Below are 15182 nucleotides of genomic sequence, written 5' to 3'. Positions count from 1 at the left end.
GGGGCGCTGCGGCGGGACGTGCCCGCTGCCGGGCCGGCGGTCGCCGGCACCCTCTGCCCCGTCTCGGGGGCGCTGACGTGAACCCGGGCCCGTGGTGATCATGGGCCGCTGATTCGCGGTGCCACTATATCCGGCCCCCGTCTCCCGCCCGTGGTGCCGGTCGTTGGAGCGGGGTGTGCGGTGGGGTCCGCCGAGGGATGGGGCGTCCGACGACACCCTCTCTCGGCCGTCCTAGGATGACGGGATGGGGCGCGGGGCCGGTCAGGCCGTCCGGGCCGCCGGGTCGCGCTGCGCGGGAACCGGTTCACCGAGCGCCGCCGCCTGCCCGAACGCCAGCAGGGCCAGCAGCAGCTCGTGCTGCGCCCTGCTCGGCATCCGGTCCAGGACCGCCTGCACCGCCCGGTGCCGCCGTTCCTTGATCTCCCGCAGCAGGTCCTCCGCCGCCGGGGTCGGCACCAGGTGCACCTCACGGCGGTCCCGGGGGTCGGCCACCCGACGCACCAGCCCGGTCGCCTCCAGCCGGTCACAGAGCCGGCTCGCCGACGACGGCACGACGTCGAGCAGCTCGGCCAACCGGTTGACGTTGGTCCCCGGCCGCTCCGTGATGATCGACAGCACACGCAGCTGGGTCGGCGGCACCGACACACTGTGTCGGGAAGCGGCCGACTCCAGCACACCGACGAGAGCCCCGGCCGCAGCCTCGACCGCCGCGGCCAGATTCGGAGGTCGCTCCACCCGATGTCCCCTGCGATTGTCCCGTGCGGGTCGCTCCCACACGTTCGGCTACTGCTCCCGCCCGTCCCGGCGTGGGATTCCCCGCCAGTCGAGGCACACGACCACCGCATCATCGCGCAGATCGGCGTCAGCGTGGTAGGCGTGCAGTTCGCGCATCACCGTACCAACCGCCTCGGCCGCCGGTTGCAGCCGTGTCGACCGCATCGCGCGGGTCATCGCCCGACGCCCGTACGGCTCCGCGCCGTCCGGCTCCGCCGCGTAGACCCCGTCGCTGACCGCGAACAGCCGGTCCCCCGGTTCCAGGTCGAACTCCTGCACGTCGTAGCGGGTGTCGGGGAACATGCCCAGGGGCAGCTGCTGCTCCAGCGGGATCCGCTGCACCACTCCGGCGCGGGCCCGCAGCAGATGCGGCGAGCCGGCGTCGACGGCCCGCACCCGCCCGGTGGGCACGTCCACCTCCAGCAGCAGGGTGGCCACGTGCCGGCTGCCCCGGTGCTGGTAGAAGAGCGTGTCGGAGGCCAGTTCGGCCTGCTCGACGAGGCTCCCGCCGGAGCGGCGGGCGTTACGCATCGCGTTCACGGTCACCGAGGTCAGCAGGGCGGCGGGCAGGCCACTGCCCGTGCCGTTGAGCACCGTCACGGTCAGCCGGTCGGCGTCCAACGACCAGTCGAAGTGGTCCCCGCCGACGGAGTACGCCGGTTCGAGCTGCCCGGCCAGCAGGAACGCGGAATGGTCGAGGCTGCGTCCGGGCAGCAGGTCCCACTGCATCTCGGCGGCCAGCGTCAGCCGCTCCCGCCGCCGCACCCGGCGGTACCGGTCGGTCTCCCGGTCGGCGGCCCGCAACGCCACCGCCAGGTCCCCGGCGACCTCACCGGTCCAGGCGAGCAGGTCCGGTCCCGGCGGCTCGGCCAGCTCCACCAGCAGCACCCCGAGCCGTTCCCCCCACACCGTCAGAGGCAGCCACAGCTGGCAGCGGCCCTCCCCGGCGTCGTCGACGACCGGCTGCTGGCTGCGGAAGCAGCGGGGAGCGCCGCCCTTGCCGTGCAGCGGGCCGACGCCGGACAGCGTCGGATCGAGCACCGGCCACAGGCCGGTGATCCGGTAGTCGGCGATGAAGACGTCCGTCCGCAGGGCGCCGGTCGACGAGCGGACAAGCCGGTCGGCGACCTCCACCAGCCGGTCGGGTGGGGCCTGTCGTAACGCGCGCGACACCGGTGCGGGCGCCTGCGGCATGGGTTCCTCCGAGAAACTGTTGCCGTACGGCAAGCAAGCATACGGAGGACGTCCCGGGCGCTTCGCCCGCGGTCACCCGGCGGGCTTGACCGCCACCGCCCCGTAGAACGCGTCGGGCACCGCCACAGGGTCGCCGTCCGGCCGCCACCGGGCCACCGGCACGATCCCGTCGGCGGTCGGCTGCCACCGCCCCAGCAGGCCGGCGAACGACTCCGGGGGCCGCATCCGGAACGCCGGGCCCATCATCGCCAGGGCCTCCGGGTGGCCGGCGAGTTCCTCGGTGTCGAAGTCGACGGCGAGCCGGCTGCCCGGCGCCACCGCCTCGTACAGGTCGTCGAGGGTGCGGGCCAGGGTGTCGTCGTCGAGGAACGCGGCCAGCCCGAGGAAGACCAACCCCACCGGCCGCTCACCCCAGCCGGGCAGGTACCGCTGCCGCAACACCGGGTCGATGCCGCCGACGTCGGTGGCGTCGACGAAGCCGTAGCCCACCCGGTCGTGGCCGGCGAGCATGCGCTGGCCGATCTCGACGGCCACCGGATCCACGTCGGTGTAGAGGACGCTCGCCTCCGGCACGATCTCGTGGACGTTGCCGCGGGTGGGCACGCCCGCGCCGAAGACCAGGAAGGAATCCACCCCGGCGTCGGCAATGTGCCGCACCGCCCGGCCGAGGAACGCCCGCAGGGACCGGAACACCGGCGCGCACGGCCCGTACGCCTGCTCGAAGGCGCGCGCGGCGGCCACGTCCACCGGGAAGTGGTCGCTCCCACCGAGCCAGAAGTCGATCATCCGGGCGGTGCTCGGTGCGGTCGGCTCGGCCATCGTCTCGTCCCCCTCCACAGTGGTCGCCGACAGCGTACCGACCGGCGTCCTGACCGGTATCGCCACGGCGCACCGGGCCCGGCCGTGATACTGGCCGAGGTGGGCGACCCCGCCGCGCCCCGACGGCGTGCCGGGGTCGGACGGCGCGCGGAAGGGGGCACGGCGGTGAACTCGGCGGACGGCGCGGCGGTGGTGGTCGGGGTGGACGGGTCGCCGCAGGGACTGCGCGCGACACGCCTGGCCGCCGTCGAGGCCGACCGGCGAGGCCGGCCGCTGCGCGTGGTGCACGCGTTCATCTGGCCGCTGCTGCGCGTCAGCGGCGCCCCACCGGCCGGCGGACCACCCGGCAGCGGACTACGGCAGCAGGCCCACCGGATCGTCGGCGAGGCCGTCGACGAGGCCCGGGCGACCGTGGCGGACCTGCCCACCACCGGGGAGATCATCGACGGCGCCGCCGCCGCGGTGCTGCTCGGCGAGTCCCTCACCGCCACCATGGTCGTCGTCGGCGACCGGGGCCTGGGCGGGTTCACCTCGCTGCTGGTCGGATCCGTGGCGATCCAGGTCGCCGCGTACGCCGACTGCCCCGTGCTGGTGGCCCGGGGTGCCGACCGGACGACCGGCCCGGTGGCCGTCGGGGTGGACGGCTCCGACCTGTCCCGGCTCGCCGTGCAGGTCGCCGCCGAGCAGGCGGCGTGGCGGGGCACCGGCCTGCTGGCCGTGCACGCCTACCGGCATCCCGTCTCCACCCGGCCGGGCGACATGCAACCCCTGGTGCACGACGAGGAAACCCTGCGCGCCGAGGAGGAGCGGGTGCTCGCCGAGTCCCTGGCCGGACTGGCCGAACGTCACCCGCAGGTGCCGGTGACCCCGCAGGTGGTCCACGCCCGATCCGGCCCGGCGTTGACGGAGGCGTCCCGGCAGGCGCAACTGCTGGTGGTGGGGGCACGGGGCCGGGGTGAACTGACCGGCCTGCTCCTCGGGTCGGTGAGCCAGTCGGTGCTGCACCACAGCGACTGCCCGGTCGTCGTGGTCCGCGCCCCACACTGACCTCGCGCCCCCGCCCGGACGGCATGGCCGGTGCCGCGGCGGGTACACGGCGTACGCCAACGGCCAGGACGACGCACAGGGAGGCGGGGGCATGCCGGGACCACGACCGGGCAGCAACGCGTACGACAAGGAACGGGCCCGACTCCGCAAGCTCGTCGAGGACTCCGGGCGGGCCGCCGACGACGAGGCCAACGACACCGCCAACCGGATCCTCCAGGAGGATCGGGGACAGCGGGGCGTGGTGCGCGGCGAGCGGACGTTCGGCCCCAAAGCCGAACGGGAACCGGGTGATCCACGATGAGGCGGGTGGCGGCCGACGGGATGATCGCCGGAGCGGTCGGCAGCGTCGCCCTCAACATGGTCAGCTACCTGGACATGGTGCTGCGGGGCCGCCCGGCCAGCAGCACCCCGGACGAGACCGCCGGTCGGCTGGCCGGGGCCGCGCACGTCGACCTGGGCGGCGGGGAACCGGCCGCCAACCGGCGCGCCGGCCTCGGGCCGCTGCTCGGCTACGGCCTGGGCGTCGGCGTCGGCGCCCTGTACGCCGTGGCGGCCCATCGCCGTCCACTGACCCCGCCGGTGGCCGTCGGACTGCTCGGCGCGACCGTGATGGCGATGTCCGACGCGACGATGACCGCCCTGCGGGTGACCGACCCGCGCCGGTGGAGCCGCGCCGACTGGGTGGCCGACATCGTGCCGCACCTGGCGTACGGCGTGGCGGCCGCCGCCACCTGGTACCGGCTGCGGCCGCCCTGCCGGTGTTAGCCCCGGGCGTCGCTGTCGTCGTCGGCGACCTGCTCACCGGCCGGCCCGTACGGTGACGTCTGCCCGCGCGGCACCGGCCGGCCCCGGTCGCCGGTGCGGGAACCGCCAAGCGGATGCCCGCTCACACCGGGTCCCTTGGCGTCCTGCACCGCGTCGTTCCGGGCGTTGCGCCGCAACTCCGGCTGCTGTGGGTTCGACACGAAGGTCTCCTTCCGGTCCGGTGGTGCACGGCGAAACGCCGCCGCCACCGGTTACCCGGGCCCGGCGGGCCCATGCGGCCTCCCGACCCGTCCCCACCGGCGGCCGGCGGTTCAGGCACGGACCGGCAGGCCAGAGCCACGCCGTCGGCGAGGACCCGTGCCCGATCCGGCGGATCAGCCCCACCCGGGCGGGGCTGATCCGCCGTACCCCGGGTACATCCCGCAGGTGAGCGACGAACACGCGGTGGCGCGGGCCCTGCTGCGCCGCCAACCCCGCACCTACGCCGAACAGGCCGGGATCCGGCTGGCCGACCGGCCCGCCGCCCTCTACCAGCTGCTGGTGCTGGCCACCCTGCTCAGCACCCGGATCCGCGCGCAGGTGGCGGTCGCCGCCGCCCGGGAACTGTTCGCCGCCGGATGGCGGACCCCGCAGCGGATGGAGGCCGCCACCTGGCAGGAACGGGTCGACGCGTTGGGACGCGGCCACTACCGCCGCTACGACGAGCGGACCGCGACGATGCTCGGCACCGGGGCGCGGCTGTGCCTGGACCGCTGGCGGGGGGACCTGCGGCGGCTGCACGCCGCCGCCGACGGGGAACCGGCGGCGTTACGGCGGCTGCTCACCGCGTTCCCGGGGATCGGCCCTGCCGGCGCGGACATCTTCCTACGCGAGGTGCAGACGGTGTGGACGGACGTGCGGCCCTTCGCCGACCGGCGGGCCCTGGCGGGCGCGAACCGGCTGGGCCTGCCCGGGTCCGCGAAGGACCTGGCGGCGCTGGTCGGCCCGGGCGACGTCGGCCGGCTCACCTCCGCGCTGGTGCGGGTGGCCCTGGGTGAGGAGTCTCCCGCCGAGGTGACCCGGGCCGCCACCGGTCGCCGGTGACAGCCGTCGGATTCGGCGGCGGGAAGGGGCCGCGACCGTCGCCCCCGGGCACGGCTCGGGACGCCCCCCGGCCTACTTGGCCGCGGAGCCACCCGGCTTGGTCAGGTTCCACACCAGCAGCGCCGCCACCAACGCCAACGCGATCACCCCGTTGGACACCCGGCCGTCCTCGCCCGGATCCCGTCCCGCGCTGCCGAAGTAGAGCACCACCAGACCGGCCAGCACGGTCACGAACGTCCGCAGTCCTCGGTCCTTCACCCCACCGACAGTAACCACACGAAAAGTGCGAAAAGGAAATACCGGAGCGGGTCACCCGTCCGGGTGCCCCCACCGGTCAGTCCCGCTCCAGATCACCCAACTCGATCGAATGGGTCATCAACCAACGCGCCAACGCCGGCATCCCGAACAGCCACACCGGCGCGGACTCCGTCGGCCCGTTCGTCGCGACGATCGCGAACCGCAGATCAGGAGCCTGATACGCCTCGATCCGCCACCGGTGCAACCGGTCCCGCCAGACCGCCGAAGGGTCCATGCGCCCACCGTAACCACCGGCCCGACCACCCCACCCCCGGAATCCACCAACCCACCCCGGTCAGCGCGACACCACCGTCCGCACGTCCCCCGGCAACCGGCGCGTCAACCCCCGACTGTCCAGCAACTCCAGCAACGGCACCGCCACCCGACGGGTCGTGTCCAACGCCTGCCGGGCCGCGCTCAACGTGAACGGCTGCGGCAACCCCGCCAACACCCGCACCGCCTCCTCCACCGCCCCCGGCAGCAAGACCACAGTGCCCGCCAACCGCAGCAGCACCCCCGCCCGCACCGCCGCCCCGACCTCCCGCGCCCCCAACCCCAACTCCACCAGCCGGTCCGCCTCCGGCGCCCGGAACGGCCGCGACCGCAGCTCCACCGCCAGCCGGTCCACCGCCCGCGCCACCGGCTCCGGCAACACCGACACCGGCCCCGCCACCACCCGGCCCGCACGCACCCGCAGCGGCGCCCGCACCAGCGCCTCCACCAACGACCGCTCCGGCAACCCCAACCGCCGGCGCAGCACCTCCACCGGCACCCCCGACTCCAACGGATGCTCCACCGCGTACCGGGACACCTCCGCCACCAGCCGCGCACCCAACCCGGCCCAGTGCTCCGGGTCGACCAGCCAGTCACCCACCACCGGCGCGACCGTCACCGGCACCCCCATCCGCGCCAGATCCGACGCCCGCACCAACCGCCGACGCCGCACCTCCCCCACCGGGTCGGCCCGACCGTCCACACCCGCCAGCGCCCCCGCCCGCGCCGCCGCCGCACCCCGACGCGACAACGGCGGCGGCGCCACATCCAACACCGTCACCCCACCGGCCACCAGCCGCCGACCCGGATCCCGCAACACCGCCCGGTCCCCCACCACCAACGGCAACGACCGCGCCAACCGCAACCGGGCCGTATCCGGCCCCAACGGCCGCACCCGCACCGGCACCGCCGCCGACCCGACATGCAGCATCACCGCCCCCGGCAGGTCCGCCACCAGCGCACCCGAGACCCGCACGTCCACCAGCTCGGTACGGCCGAACGCCTCCGGCGTCACCAGGGCGTCGCCCCGCGCCACCCGCTCCCGCGCCACCCCCCGCAGGTTCACCGCCACCCGCGCCACCGCCGCCACCTCGTCCCGGGCCGTCCCCAGGCTGTGCAGGCCCCGCACCCGCACCCGGGTGCCATCGGCGGCCACCACCACCTCGTCACCCACCCGCAGCCGCCCCGCCCGCAGCGTGCCCGTCACCACCGTGCCGGCACCCCGCACCGTGAAACACCGATCCACCCACAACCGCACCGGCCCGTCGACCACCGGCACCGGCAACCGCGCCCCCAACCGATCCAACGCCGCCCGCAACGCCGGCAACCCCACCCCCGTCACCGCGCTGACCGGCACCACCTCCACCGCACCCAACGACGTGCCGGCCACCTCCGCCCGCACCCGCGCCACCACCGGCCCCGGATCCGCCAGATCCGCCCGGGTCACCGCCACCAACCCGAACGACACCCCCAGCGCATCCAACACGGCCAGATGCTCCGCTGACTGCGGCATCCACCCCTCATCCGCCGCCACCACCAGCAGCGCCGCCGGCACCGGCCCCACCCCGGCCAGCATGTTCGGCACGAACCGCTCATGCCCCGGCACGTCCACGAACGCCACCGTCGCCCCCGACGGCAACGACGTCCACGCGAACCCCAGGTCGATCGTCATGCCCCGGCGCCGCTCCTCGGCCCACCGGTCCGGTTCCATTCCCGTCAACGCCCGCACCAACGTCGACTTACCGTGATCCACGTGCCCGGCGGTCGCCACCACCCACATGTCAGCCGGCCACCCGCGCCACCGCAGCCCACACCGTCTCGTCCGCCGACTCCGGCACACACCGCAGATCCAACAGCAACCGGCCCCGCACCACCCGCCCCAGCACCGGCGGATCACCCATCCGCAAAGGCTCCGCGAACCGCTCCGGCAACGCCACCCCCCACGACGGCAACTCCACCCCCGGCGCGCCACCACCACCGACCACCGACACGCACTCCGTCACCTCGGCGGGACACCCGACGGCCACCAGCCGATCCCGCAACCGGACCGCCCGCGCCCGCAACCCCGCCGCATCCGCCCGCAGCGCCTGCCAGGTCGGCGTCTCCGGATCCCGCAGCGTCGCCGCCAACGCCGCCAACGTCAACTTGTCCACCCGCAACGCCCGCGCCAACGGATGCCGGCGCAGCCGCTCCACCACCTCCGCCGAGCCCAACAGCAACCCCGCCTGCGGACCACCCAGAAGCTTGTCCCCGCTGGCCGTGACCAGCGCCGCCCCCGCCCGCAACGCGCCCGCCGCATCCGGCTCCGCCGGCAACACCGGATCCGGCGCCAACAACCCCGACCCGATGTCCACCACCACCGGCACCCCCAACGGCACCAACTCCGCCACCGACACCGACGCGGTGAACCCCGACACCACGAAGTTCGACGGATGCACCTTCAACACGAAACCCGTCTCCGGACCCACCGCCGCCGCGTAGTCCGCCACCGACGTCCGATTGGTGGTGCCCACCTCCCGCAGCCGCGCCCCCGTACTCACCAGCAGATCCGGCAACCGGAACCCGTCGCCGATCTCCACCAGCTCACCCCGGCTGACCACGATCTCCCGGCCCGCCGCCAACGCCGTCGCCGCCAACACCAGCGCCGCCGCACCGTTGTTCACCACGTACACCCCGCCGGCCGCCGGCACCGCCGCCGCCAACGCCTCCAGCGCATCCCGGCCCCGCCGCGCCCGCCGGCCCGACCGCAGATCCAACTCCACGTCCGTGTGCCCCGCCGCGGCCACCACCGCCCCGACCGCCGGGGCGCCCAGCGCCGCCCGCCCCAGGTTCGTGTGCAGCACCACGCCGGTCGCGTTCACCACCCGCCGCGGCAGCCCCGCCGGCAACGCGGCCACCGCCGCCGCCGGCACCTCCGCCGGGTCGATCTCCCCGGCCCGCGCCCGCCGCTGCGCCCCGACCACCGCCGCCTTGACCCGCTCCCGGCCCCACACCTCGACCGCCGCGGCCACCCGGGGATCCGCCAGCACCACATCCGTACGCGGCACCCGACGCCGCGGATCAACCGCCCCCACACCCACCACCCGCCCCGTGAAAGCTGGCGGAGACGGACGGGAATCGAACCCGCCTGACCCGGATCCCGGGCCACACCGGTTTTGAAGACCGGGAGGGGCACCAGCCACCTGAACGCCTCCACCCGGCACTAAACCACAACACCCGAACACCCACGCGGCCGGAGCCACCCGTCACGCAAAAGGCACGGGCCCTACCCGCCGGCCGCCCGCCGATCCAGACGCTCCCGCTGCGGCACCACCGTGTACCTCGGATCCCGGGCCGACGCCACCCCACCATGGAAGATCCCGAACCGGGTCGCCACCGACCCCGCCAGCAACGCCACCCCGGAAACCGCCGACAGCACCCGACTACGCCGACCCACCAGCGCGCCCACCGCCCCGGCCGCCGTCAACACTCGGCTCGCCCGCAGCAGCCGACCCGCCCGACCCACCCGGTACGGCTCACCCAGCAGCCCCAGCCGCGTCTCCAACCGGTGCACCGCAGCCAACTCCACCGCCGCGCCCGCCACCGCCAACCGACGCGCCGGCCCCGCCTGCCGCACCGGCGCCGCCAACAACCCCACCCCCGCGCCACTGGCCAACGCGCTGCCCGCGAACACCACCGGCAACTCCGGATACGCCTCATGCCACGACGGCACCGCCGTGTCCGCCAACAACACCCCCGTGTACGTCGCCAACGCCGGCGCCGTCACCGCCGCCACCCACCCGGCACCCCGCCCCACCGGCGGCAACACCCGACGCGCCAACCCCGGCACCCCCCGCGACGGCAACCACGGCGCGGCCTCCGCCACCGCCGCCACCCCCGCCGCCGGCCCGAACACCGCCAGAATCCACGTCCCCACCGACATCGGCGACGTCACCTTCGCCACCCGCAACATGTGATGGAACCGCGCCGGCCGACCCAGATCGTGCACCAGGAACACCGTGCTCGCCCCCACCGCACCCAACGCGGCCAGCCGACCCGCCCGCCGCAACGCCGGCCGACCCGTCACCTGACCCCCCACCGCCAGCAACGACGACCCCGCCGCCAACCCCCCGGTGAACAGATACGCCGGAATGTCCCACCGCCACACCGGCGCCTTCACGATCGGCCGACCGTAGTACGAGGTGAACTCCACCGGCGGCACCGCCAGCTCCTCACCACCCCGCCGCCCCCGACGCCCCGCCCCCGGCACCCGGTCGGCCCCTCCCCCGGCACCTGCCCGCACGCCTCCAGCGCCCCGCGTGGTCGCCAACCGCTCCCCAGCGGCATCCCCGGCACCCGCCAGCCGCCTCCCGTCGGCGGTCCGCGCCGCCGCCAACCGCTCCCGGAACCGCCGGAACAACGCCCCGACCGGCTGATCCTGCCCGCTCACGACCGGCCACCGGCGAACGCCGCCACCACCGCCGCCGCCATCGCCAACGCCGCCACCCCCGCCCGTCGCCACATCCGGGGCAGATCCCGCGTCGTCACCACCGGATCCGGCGGCAACCCGTACACCTCCGGCTCATCCAGCAACAGGAAGAACGCACCGTCACCGCCCACCCCGTCACCCGGATCGTGCCCGTACAGCCGGGCCTCCCGCACCCCCCGCTCATGCAGCACCGCCACCCGCTCGGCCGCCCGCTCCCGCAACTCCGCCAACGGCCCGTACTGGATCGACTCCGTCGGGCACGCCTGCGCGCAGGCCGGGGTCGACCCCGCCCCGATCCGGTCATAACACAGCGTGCACTTCCACGCCCGGCCGTCGCCCCGACGCTGGTCGATCACCCCGTACGGACACGCCGGGATGCAGTACCCACACCCGTTGCAGATGTCCTCCTGCACCACCACCGTCCCGAACTCCGTCCGAAACAGCGACCCGGTCGGGCACACATCCAGACAGGCGGCGTGCGTGCAGTGCTTGCACACATCCGACATCATCAGCCAGCGGACGTCCGACCGCCCGCCCACGTCACCGCTCCGCCCCGGCGGCTGCGACCCCGGCATCCCCAAAAACCGCGGCCCCTCCGCCATCCAACCGGCCGCCTCCGGCGAACCCACCGGCAACCCCGGCTCGGTGCCCACGTCGGACGACGACCCCGCCGCCACCCGGGCGCTCTCCGCCTCCGCCGACCCCCCGGTCGGCGTACCCGCGAACGCCGACAGCCCCGGGCCGCCCCGACGCGGCTGCTCCACGAACGCCACATGCCGCCACGAGTTCGCGGTCAACGCCCCCGTGTTGTCGTACGACATACCCAACAGGTCCAGGCCCGACCCGGGCACCCCGTTCCACTCCTTGCAGGCCACCTCACACGCCTTGCAGCCGATACACACGCTCGTGTCGGTGAAGAACCCCATCCGGGGCGGAGCGTCCGTCCAACCCGCGTCCGGCGCCGGGTCCAGCGGCCCGAAAAGGCTGTTGGCGTCCACGATCACACTCCCCGTCCGAGACCGGGCGAGGAATCGGGCGGTCGCCGCCGACCACCCGCATCCGGTGACAAACCCGCCCGCCGCCGATACTCGGCCAACAGGTCCCGCAACGCCGCGCCCCTCGGCCGCCGACCCGCCCGCACGTCACACGTCCCGACCTTGCTCTCCTGGATCAACACATTCGGATCCAACGTGATCCCGAACAGATCGTTCGCCGAATCACCCGTCACCAGACCCTCCGACCCGAAGTGGTACGGCAACCACACCTGATGCACCACCCGGCCCTCCACCCGCAACGGCGTCAACCGGTCCGTCACCAACACCCGCGCCTCGATCACCGCCCGACCCGAGACCAGATGCGCCCACCCCAGATGCGCCAACCCCCGCTCGGCCGCCAACTCCGGCGACACCTCCACGAACATCTCCGGCTGCAACTCCGCCAACGGCCCCACCGTCCGGCTCATCCCACCCGCCGTGTGATGCTCCGTCAACCGGCTCACCGTGAACACATACGGAAACACCTCGGCATGCGCCTGCGGCGGCGACGGATTCACCGAATTCACCCAGTGCCCGTACACCTTCCGCGTCGGATTCGCCTGCTGCCCGTACAACGCGTTGCGCACCGGCGACTCCGCCGGCTCGAAATGCGTCGGCAACGGCCCGTCCACCACCCCACTCGGCGCGTACAACCAGCCCTTACCGTCCCCCTGCATCACGAACGGGTCGTCACCCGCGATCGCCGCCGGCCCACTCGCCCCCTCCGGCGGCCGGTACGACGGCGGCTTCGTCCGCTCGAAGTCCGGCACGTCGTACCCCGTCCACTCCCCCGCGTCCGCGTCCCACCACACGTACCGCTTCCGCTCACTCCACGGCCGACCCTCCGGATCCGCCGAAGCCCGGTTGTACAACGTCCGCCGATTCGCCGGCCACGCCCAACCCCACTCCGCCGCCACCCAGTCCTGCTCGTGCCGCGACCGACGCCGCGCCGCCTGGTTCACCCCGTCCGCGAACACCCCGCTGTAGATCCAACACCCGATGGCCGTCGACCCGTCGTCAGCCGCCTCCGTGAACGACGACAACAACCGACCCGACCCCACCTCGAACCCGTTGATCTCCCGCAGCACCGCCTCCGCGCTCGGCTCCGCGTCCGGCCCCTGCGTCGGATAGTCCCAGGTCAGATCCAGCAGCGCCCGATCCCGGGGCAACGCCGACCCGGCCAGCTTCTCCCGCAGCTTCCGCCCCAGGTGGTAGAAGAACCACAACTCCGACCGACAGTCGCCCGGCGGATCCACCGCCTTCTCCCGCCACTGCAACAACCGCTGCGTCTGGGTGAACGTGCCCTCCTTCTCCACATGCGACGCCGCCGGCAGGAAGAACACCTCCGTCCGGCACTCCTCCGGCACGATCTCCCCGGTCTCCACCTCCGGGGAATTCCGCCAGAACGTCGCACTCTCGATCAGGAAAAGATCCCGAACCACCAACCAGTCCAGGTTCGCCATCCCCAACCGCTGCGCCCGACCGTGCGCCGAACCCACCGCCGGATTCTGACCCAACAGGAAGTACCCCTTCACCTTCCCGTCGATCATGTTCAACACCTGCTGATACGTCCCATGGTCACCGGTCAGACGCGGAAGGTACCCGTAACAGAAGTCGTTCTCCGGCGTCGCCGCGTCCCCCCAGTACGCCTTCAACAAACTCGCCGCGTACGCCCGCGCGTTACCCCAGAACCCCTTCTGCCCCGGATGCGCGATGCTCCCCACCCAGTCGTCGAACGTCACATGCGCGTCATGCCGCGGCATCGGCAGATAACCCGGCAGCAAATTGAACAACGTCGGAATGTCCGTCGACCCCTGAATGCTCGCGTGCCCCCGCAACGCCAGCACCCCACCACCCGGACGACCCACGTTACCCAGCAACAACTGGATGATCGCCCCGGTCCGGATGTACTGCACCCCCACGCTGTGCTGCGTCCACCCCACTGAATAGATCAGACACCCGGTCCGCTCCCGACCCGAGTTCTCCGTCCACGCCCGCGCCAACTCCAGGAACTTCTCCTGCGGAATCCCACACACCCGCTCCACCATCTCCGGGGTGTACCGCGCGAAGTGCCGCTTCAGGATCTGGTACACGCAGCGCGGATGCCGCAACGTCTCGTCCCGCTGGACCTGACCGTCCACCGGCGCGCCGTGCGACTCGTGCTCCAACCCCGCCGCGCTGTCCCGCTCCCGCGCGGTGTGCCCGGCACCCGAGTCGTCCTCGTGCCCGGCGTACTGCCAACTGTCCTGGACGTACGCGCCGGTCTCCGCGTCGAACCCGGAGAAGAACCCGTCACCGTCCTCCGCGTCGACGAAGTCCTCGCTCACGATCGTCGCCGCGTTGGTGTACGCCAACACGTACTCCCGGAAGTCCAGCTCGTTCTCCAGGATGTACCGGACCACCCCACCGAGCAGCGCGATGTCCGTCCCCACCCGGATCGGCAGGTACGTGTCCACGAGCGCACTCGTCCGGGTGAACCGGGGATCGACGTGGAACACCTTGGCGCCGCGCCGCTTCGCCTCCATCACCCACTGGAACCCCACCGGGTGGGCCTCGGCCATGTTCGAGCCCTGGATGACGATGACGTCAGCGTTGGCGACGTCCTGCTGGAAGTCCGTCGCACCACCGCGACCGAAGCTGGCCCCCAGACCGGGGACCGTGGCGGAGTGTCAAATACGCGCCTGGTTCTCGATCTGGAGCGCCCCCATCGCGGTGAACAACTTCTTGATGAGGTAGTTCTCCTCGTTGTCCAGCGTCGCCCCACCCAGGCTGGAGATGCCCAGCGTCCGGTTCAACGGACGGCCCTCGGCGTCGGCGTCCTCCCAGGTCTCCTCGCGCGCGGCGAGGATCCGGTCGGCGATCATGTCCAACGCGGTGTCGAGCTCCAGGTCCTCCCACTCGGTGGCGTACGGACGCCGGTACCGGACCTTGGTCTGCCGCAGCGGACTGGTCACCAGGGACTTGCTGGCCGACCCCTTCGGGCACAGCCGCCCCCGCGAGATCGGGCTGTCCGGGTCCCCCTCGATCTGGGTCACCTGCTCGTCCGTGACGAACACCCGCTGACCGCACCCCACCGCGCAGTACGGACACACCGACCGGGCCACCCGGTCGGCCGTCTCGGTGCGCGGCGTGAGCGCCCGCGAACGGGCGGACTGCGCGGCAGCGCCCCGACCGAGCGGGTCGGTGCCGGTGAGCTGCCGGTACACCGGCCAGCCCGCGAGGAAGGTCCGCAGTCCCACCGACCGCCACCTCCCCTCGCCGTGTCTCTCTGCTGACCCTAGGGCAACCCGGCGGCGGGTGCGACCGGGTGCGAGTCGTTTTGCTTCCTGTGGGCGACCGCACCACCGCTAAGGCATCCTAGGAAGATAGGTAACAAGGTCGGTCGGCCGCCGGATGGCACGTGACGCCGGGGACGGGGGTTACCCTGA

Annotated in this window: 15 protein-coding genes and 1 tRNA gene; 4 read left to right on the top strand and 12 right to left on the bottom strand. The window is 73.5% G+C overall.

The window, feature by feature from the left end; all coding sequences use genetic code 11:
* Positions 1–261: 261 nt before the first annotated feature.
* From GA0070618_RS25630 to GA0070618_RS25620, 3 genes are all read right to left on the bottom strand, one after another.
* Positions 262–735, bottom strand: a complete 474-nt coding sequence (locus GA0070618_RS25630; RefSeq protein ID WP_088983904.1) for a MarR family transcriptional regulator — start codon at positions 733–735, stop codon at positions 262–264.
* A gap of 48 nt (positions 736–783) precedes the next feature.
* Positions 784–1968 carry a PP2C family protein-serine/threonine phosphatase gene (locus GA0070618_RS25625; RefSeq protein ID WP_088985839.1) on the bottom strand — a complete coding sequence of 395 codons (1185 nt, stop codon included), beginning with the start codon at positions 1966–1968 and terminating at the stop codon, positions 784–786.
* A gap of 72 nt (positions 1969–2040) precedes the next feature.
* A complete protein-coding gene (locus GA0070618_RS25620) occupies positions 2041–2787 on the bottom strand; it encodes an SAM-dependent methyltransferase (protein WP_088985838.1) in 747 nt (248 codons plus the stop codon).
* A 165-nt stretch (positions 2788–2952) separates the two neighbouring features.
* On the opposite strand from GA0070618_RS25620, the gene GA0070618_RS25615 reads away from it, so the two are divergent.
* From GA0070618_RS25615 to GA0070618_RS25605, 3 genes are all read left to right on the top strand, one after another.
* Entirely contained in the window at positions 2953–3834 is an 882-nt protein-coding gene (locus tag GA0070618_RS25615) for a universal stress protein (protein ID WP_088983903.1), read from the top strand.
* 91 nt (positions 3835–3925) lie between these two features.
* Positions 3926–4135 carry a phosphatidylethanolamine-binding protein gene (locus GA0070618_RS25610; protein WP_088983902.1) on the top strand — a complete coding sequence of 70 codons (210 nt, stop codon included), beginning with the start codon at positions 3926–3928 and terminating at the stop codon, positions 4133–4135.
* Complete coding sequence (locus GA0070618_RS25605) at positions 4132–4599, top strand: hypothetical protein (RefSeq protein ID WP_088983901.1); 468 nt, start codon at positions 4132–4134, stop codon at positions 4597–4599. Before GA0070618_RS25610 ends, GA0070618_RS25605 begins: the two co-directional genes overlap by 4 nt.
* On the opposite strand, the gene GA0070618_RS25600 is transcribed toward GA0070618_RS25605, so the two are convergent.
* Positions 4596–4799: a hypothetical protein gene (locus GA0070618_RS25600; RefSeq protein ID WP_088985837.1), complete on the bottom strand. Its 204-nt coding sequence runs from the start codon at positions 4797–4799 to the stop codon at positions 4596–4598. The genes GA0070618_RS25605 and GA0070618_RS25600 overlap by 4 nt on opposite strands.
* A 226-nt stretch (positions 4800–5025) precedes the next feature.
* Here GA0070618_RS25600 and GA0070618_RS25595 point away from each other — a divergent pair, with 226 nt between their 5' ends.
* Positions 5026–5682: a hypothetical protein gene (locus tag GA0070618_RS25595; RefSeq protein WP_088985836.1), complete on the top strand. Its 657-nt coding sequence runs from the start codon at positions 5026–5028 to the stop codon at positions 5680–5682.
* A gap of 72 nt (positions 5683–5754) precedes the next feature.
* Here GA0070618_RS25595 and GA0070618_RS25590 read toward each other — a convergent pair whose 3' ends face one another.
* The 8 genes from GA0070618_RS25590 to fdh form a co-directional block, all read right to left on the bottom strand.
* The gene (locus GA0070618_RS25590; RefSeq protein WP_088983900.1) at positions 5755–5940 is read right to left on the bottom strand and encodes a hypothetical protein; all 186 of its coding nucleotides are present in this window, start codon (positions 5938–5940) and stop codon (positions 5755–5757) included.
* A 76-nt stretch (positions 5941–6016) separates the two neighbouring features.
* On the bottom strand, positions 6017–6214 hold the full coding sequence (locus GA0070618_RS25585) for a hypothetical protein (protein ID WP_088983899.1): 198 nt from the start codon (positions 6212–6214) through the stop codon (positions 6017–6019).
* A 60-nt stretch (positions 6215–6274) separates the two neighbouring features.
* On the bottom strand, positions 6275–8032 hold the full coding sequence (gene selB / locus GA0070618_RS25580; RefSeq protein ID WP_088983898.1) for a selenocysteine-specific translation elongation factor: 1758 nt from the start codon (positions 8030–8032) through the stop codon (positions 6275–6277).
* 1 nt (position 8033) lies between these two features.
* Complete coding sequence (gene selA / locus GA0070618_RS25575) at positions 8034–9326, bottom strand: L-seryl-tRNA(Sec) selenium transferase (RefSeq protein WP_088985835.1); 1293 nt, start codon at positions 9324–9326, stop codon at positions 8034–8036.
* A gap of 24 nt (positions 9327–9350) precedes the next feature.
* Positions 9351–9446: transfer RNA gene (locus tag GA0070618_RS25570), tRNA-Sec, on the bottom strand.
* Between the two features lie 71 nt (positions 9447–9517).
* Positions 9518–10501 (bottom strand): NrfD/PsrC family molybdoenzyme membrane anchor subunit, encoded by a 984-nt coding sequence (gene nrfD / locus GA0070618_RS25565; protein ID WP_231931943.1) that lies wholly within the window; start codon positions 10499–10501, stop codon positions 9518–9520.
* Positions 10502–10677: 176 nt separating this feature from the next.
* The gene (locus GA0070618_RS25560) at positions 10678–11721 is read right to left on the bottom strand and encodes a 4Fe-4S dicluster domain-containing protein (RefSeq protein ID WP_088985833.1); all 1044 of its coding nucleotides are present in this window, start codon (positions 11719–11721) and stop codon (positions 10678–10680) included.
* Positions 11721–14993: a formate dehydrogenase gene (gene fdh / locus GA0070618_RS25555; protein WP_143740545.1), complete on the bottom strand. Its 3273-nt coding sequence runs from the start codon at positions 14991–14993 to the stop codon at positions 11721–11723. Before fdh ends, GA0070618_RS25560 begins: the two co-directional genes overlap by 1 nt.
* Positions 14994–15182 lie beyond the last annotated feature (189 nt).

The organism is Micromonospora echinospora, from assembly GCF_900091495.1.
GTDB classification, from domain to species: domain Bacteria; phylum Actinomycetota; class Actinomycetes; order Mycobacteriales; family Micromonosporaceae; genus Micromonospora; species Micromonospora echinospora.
This window is presented reverse-complemented; position numbering and strand designations above follow the sequence as displayed.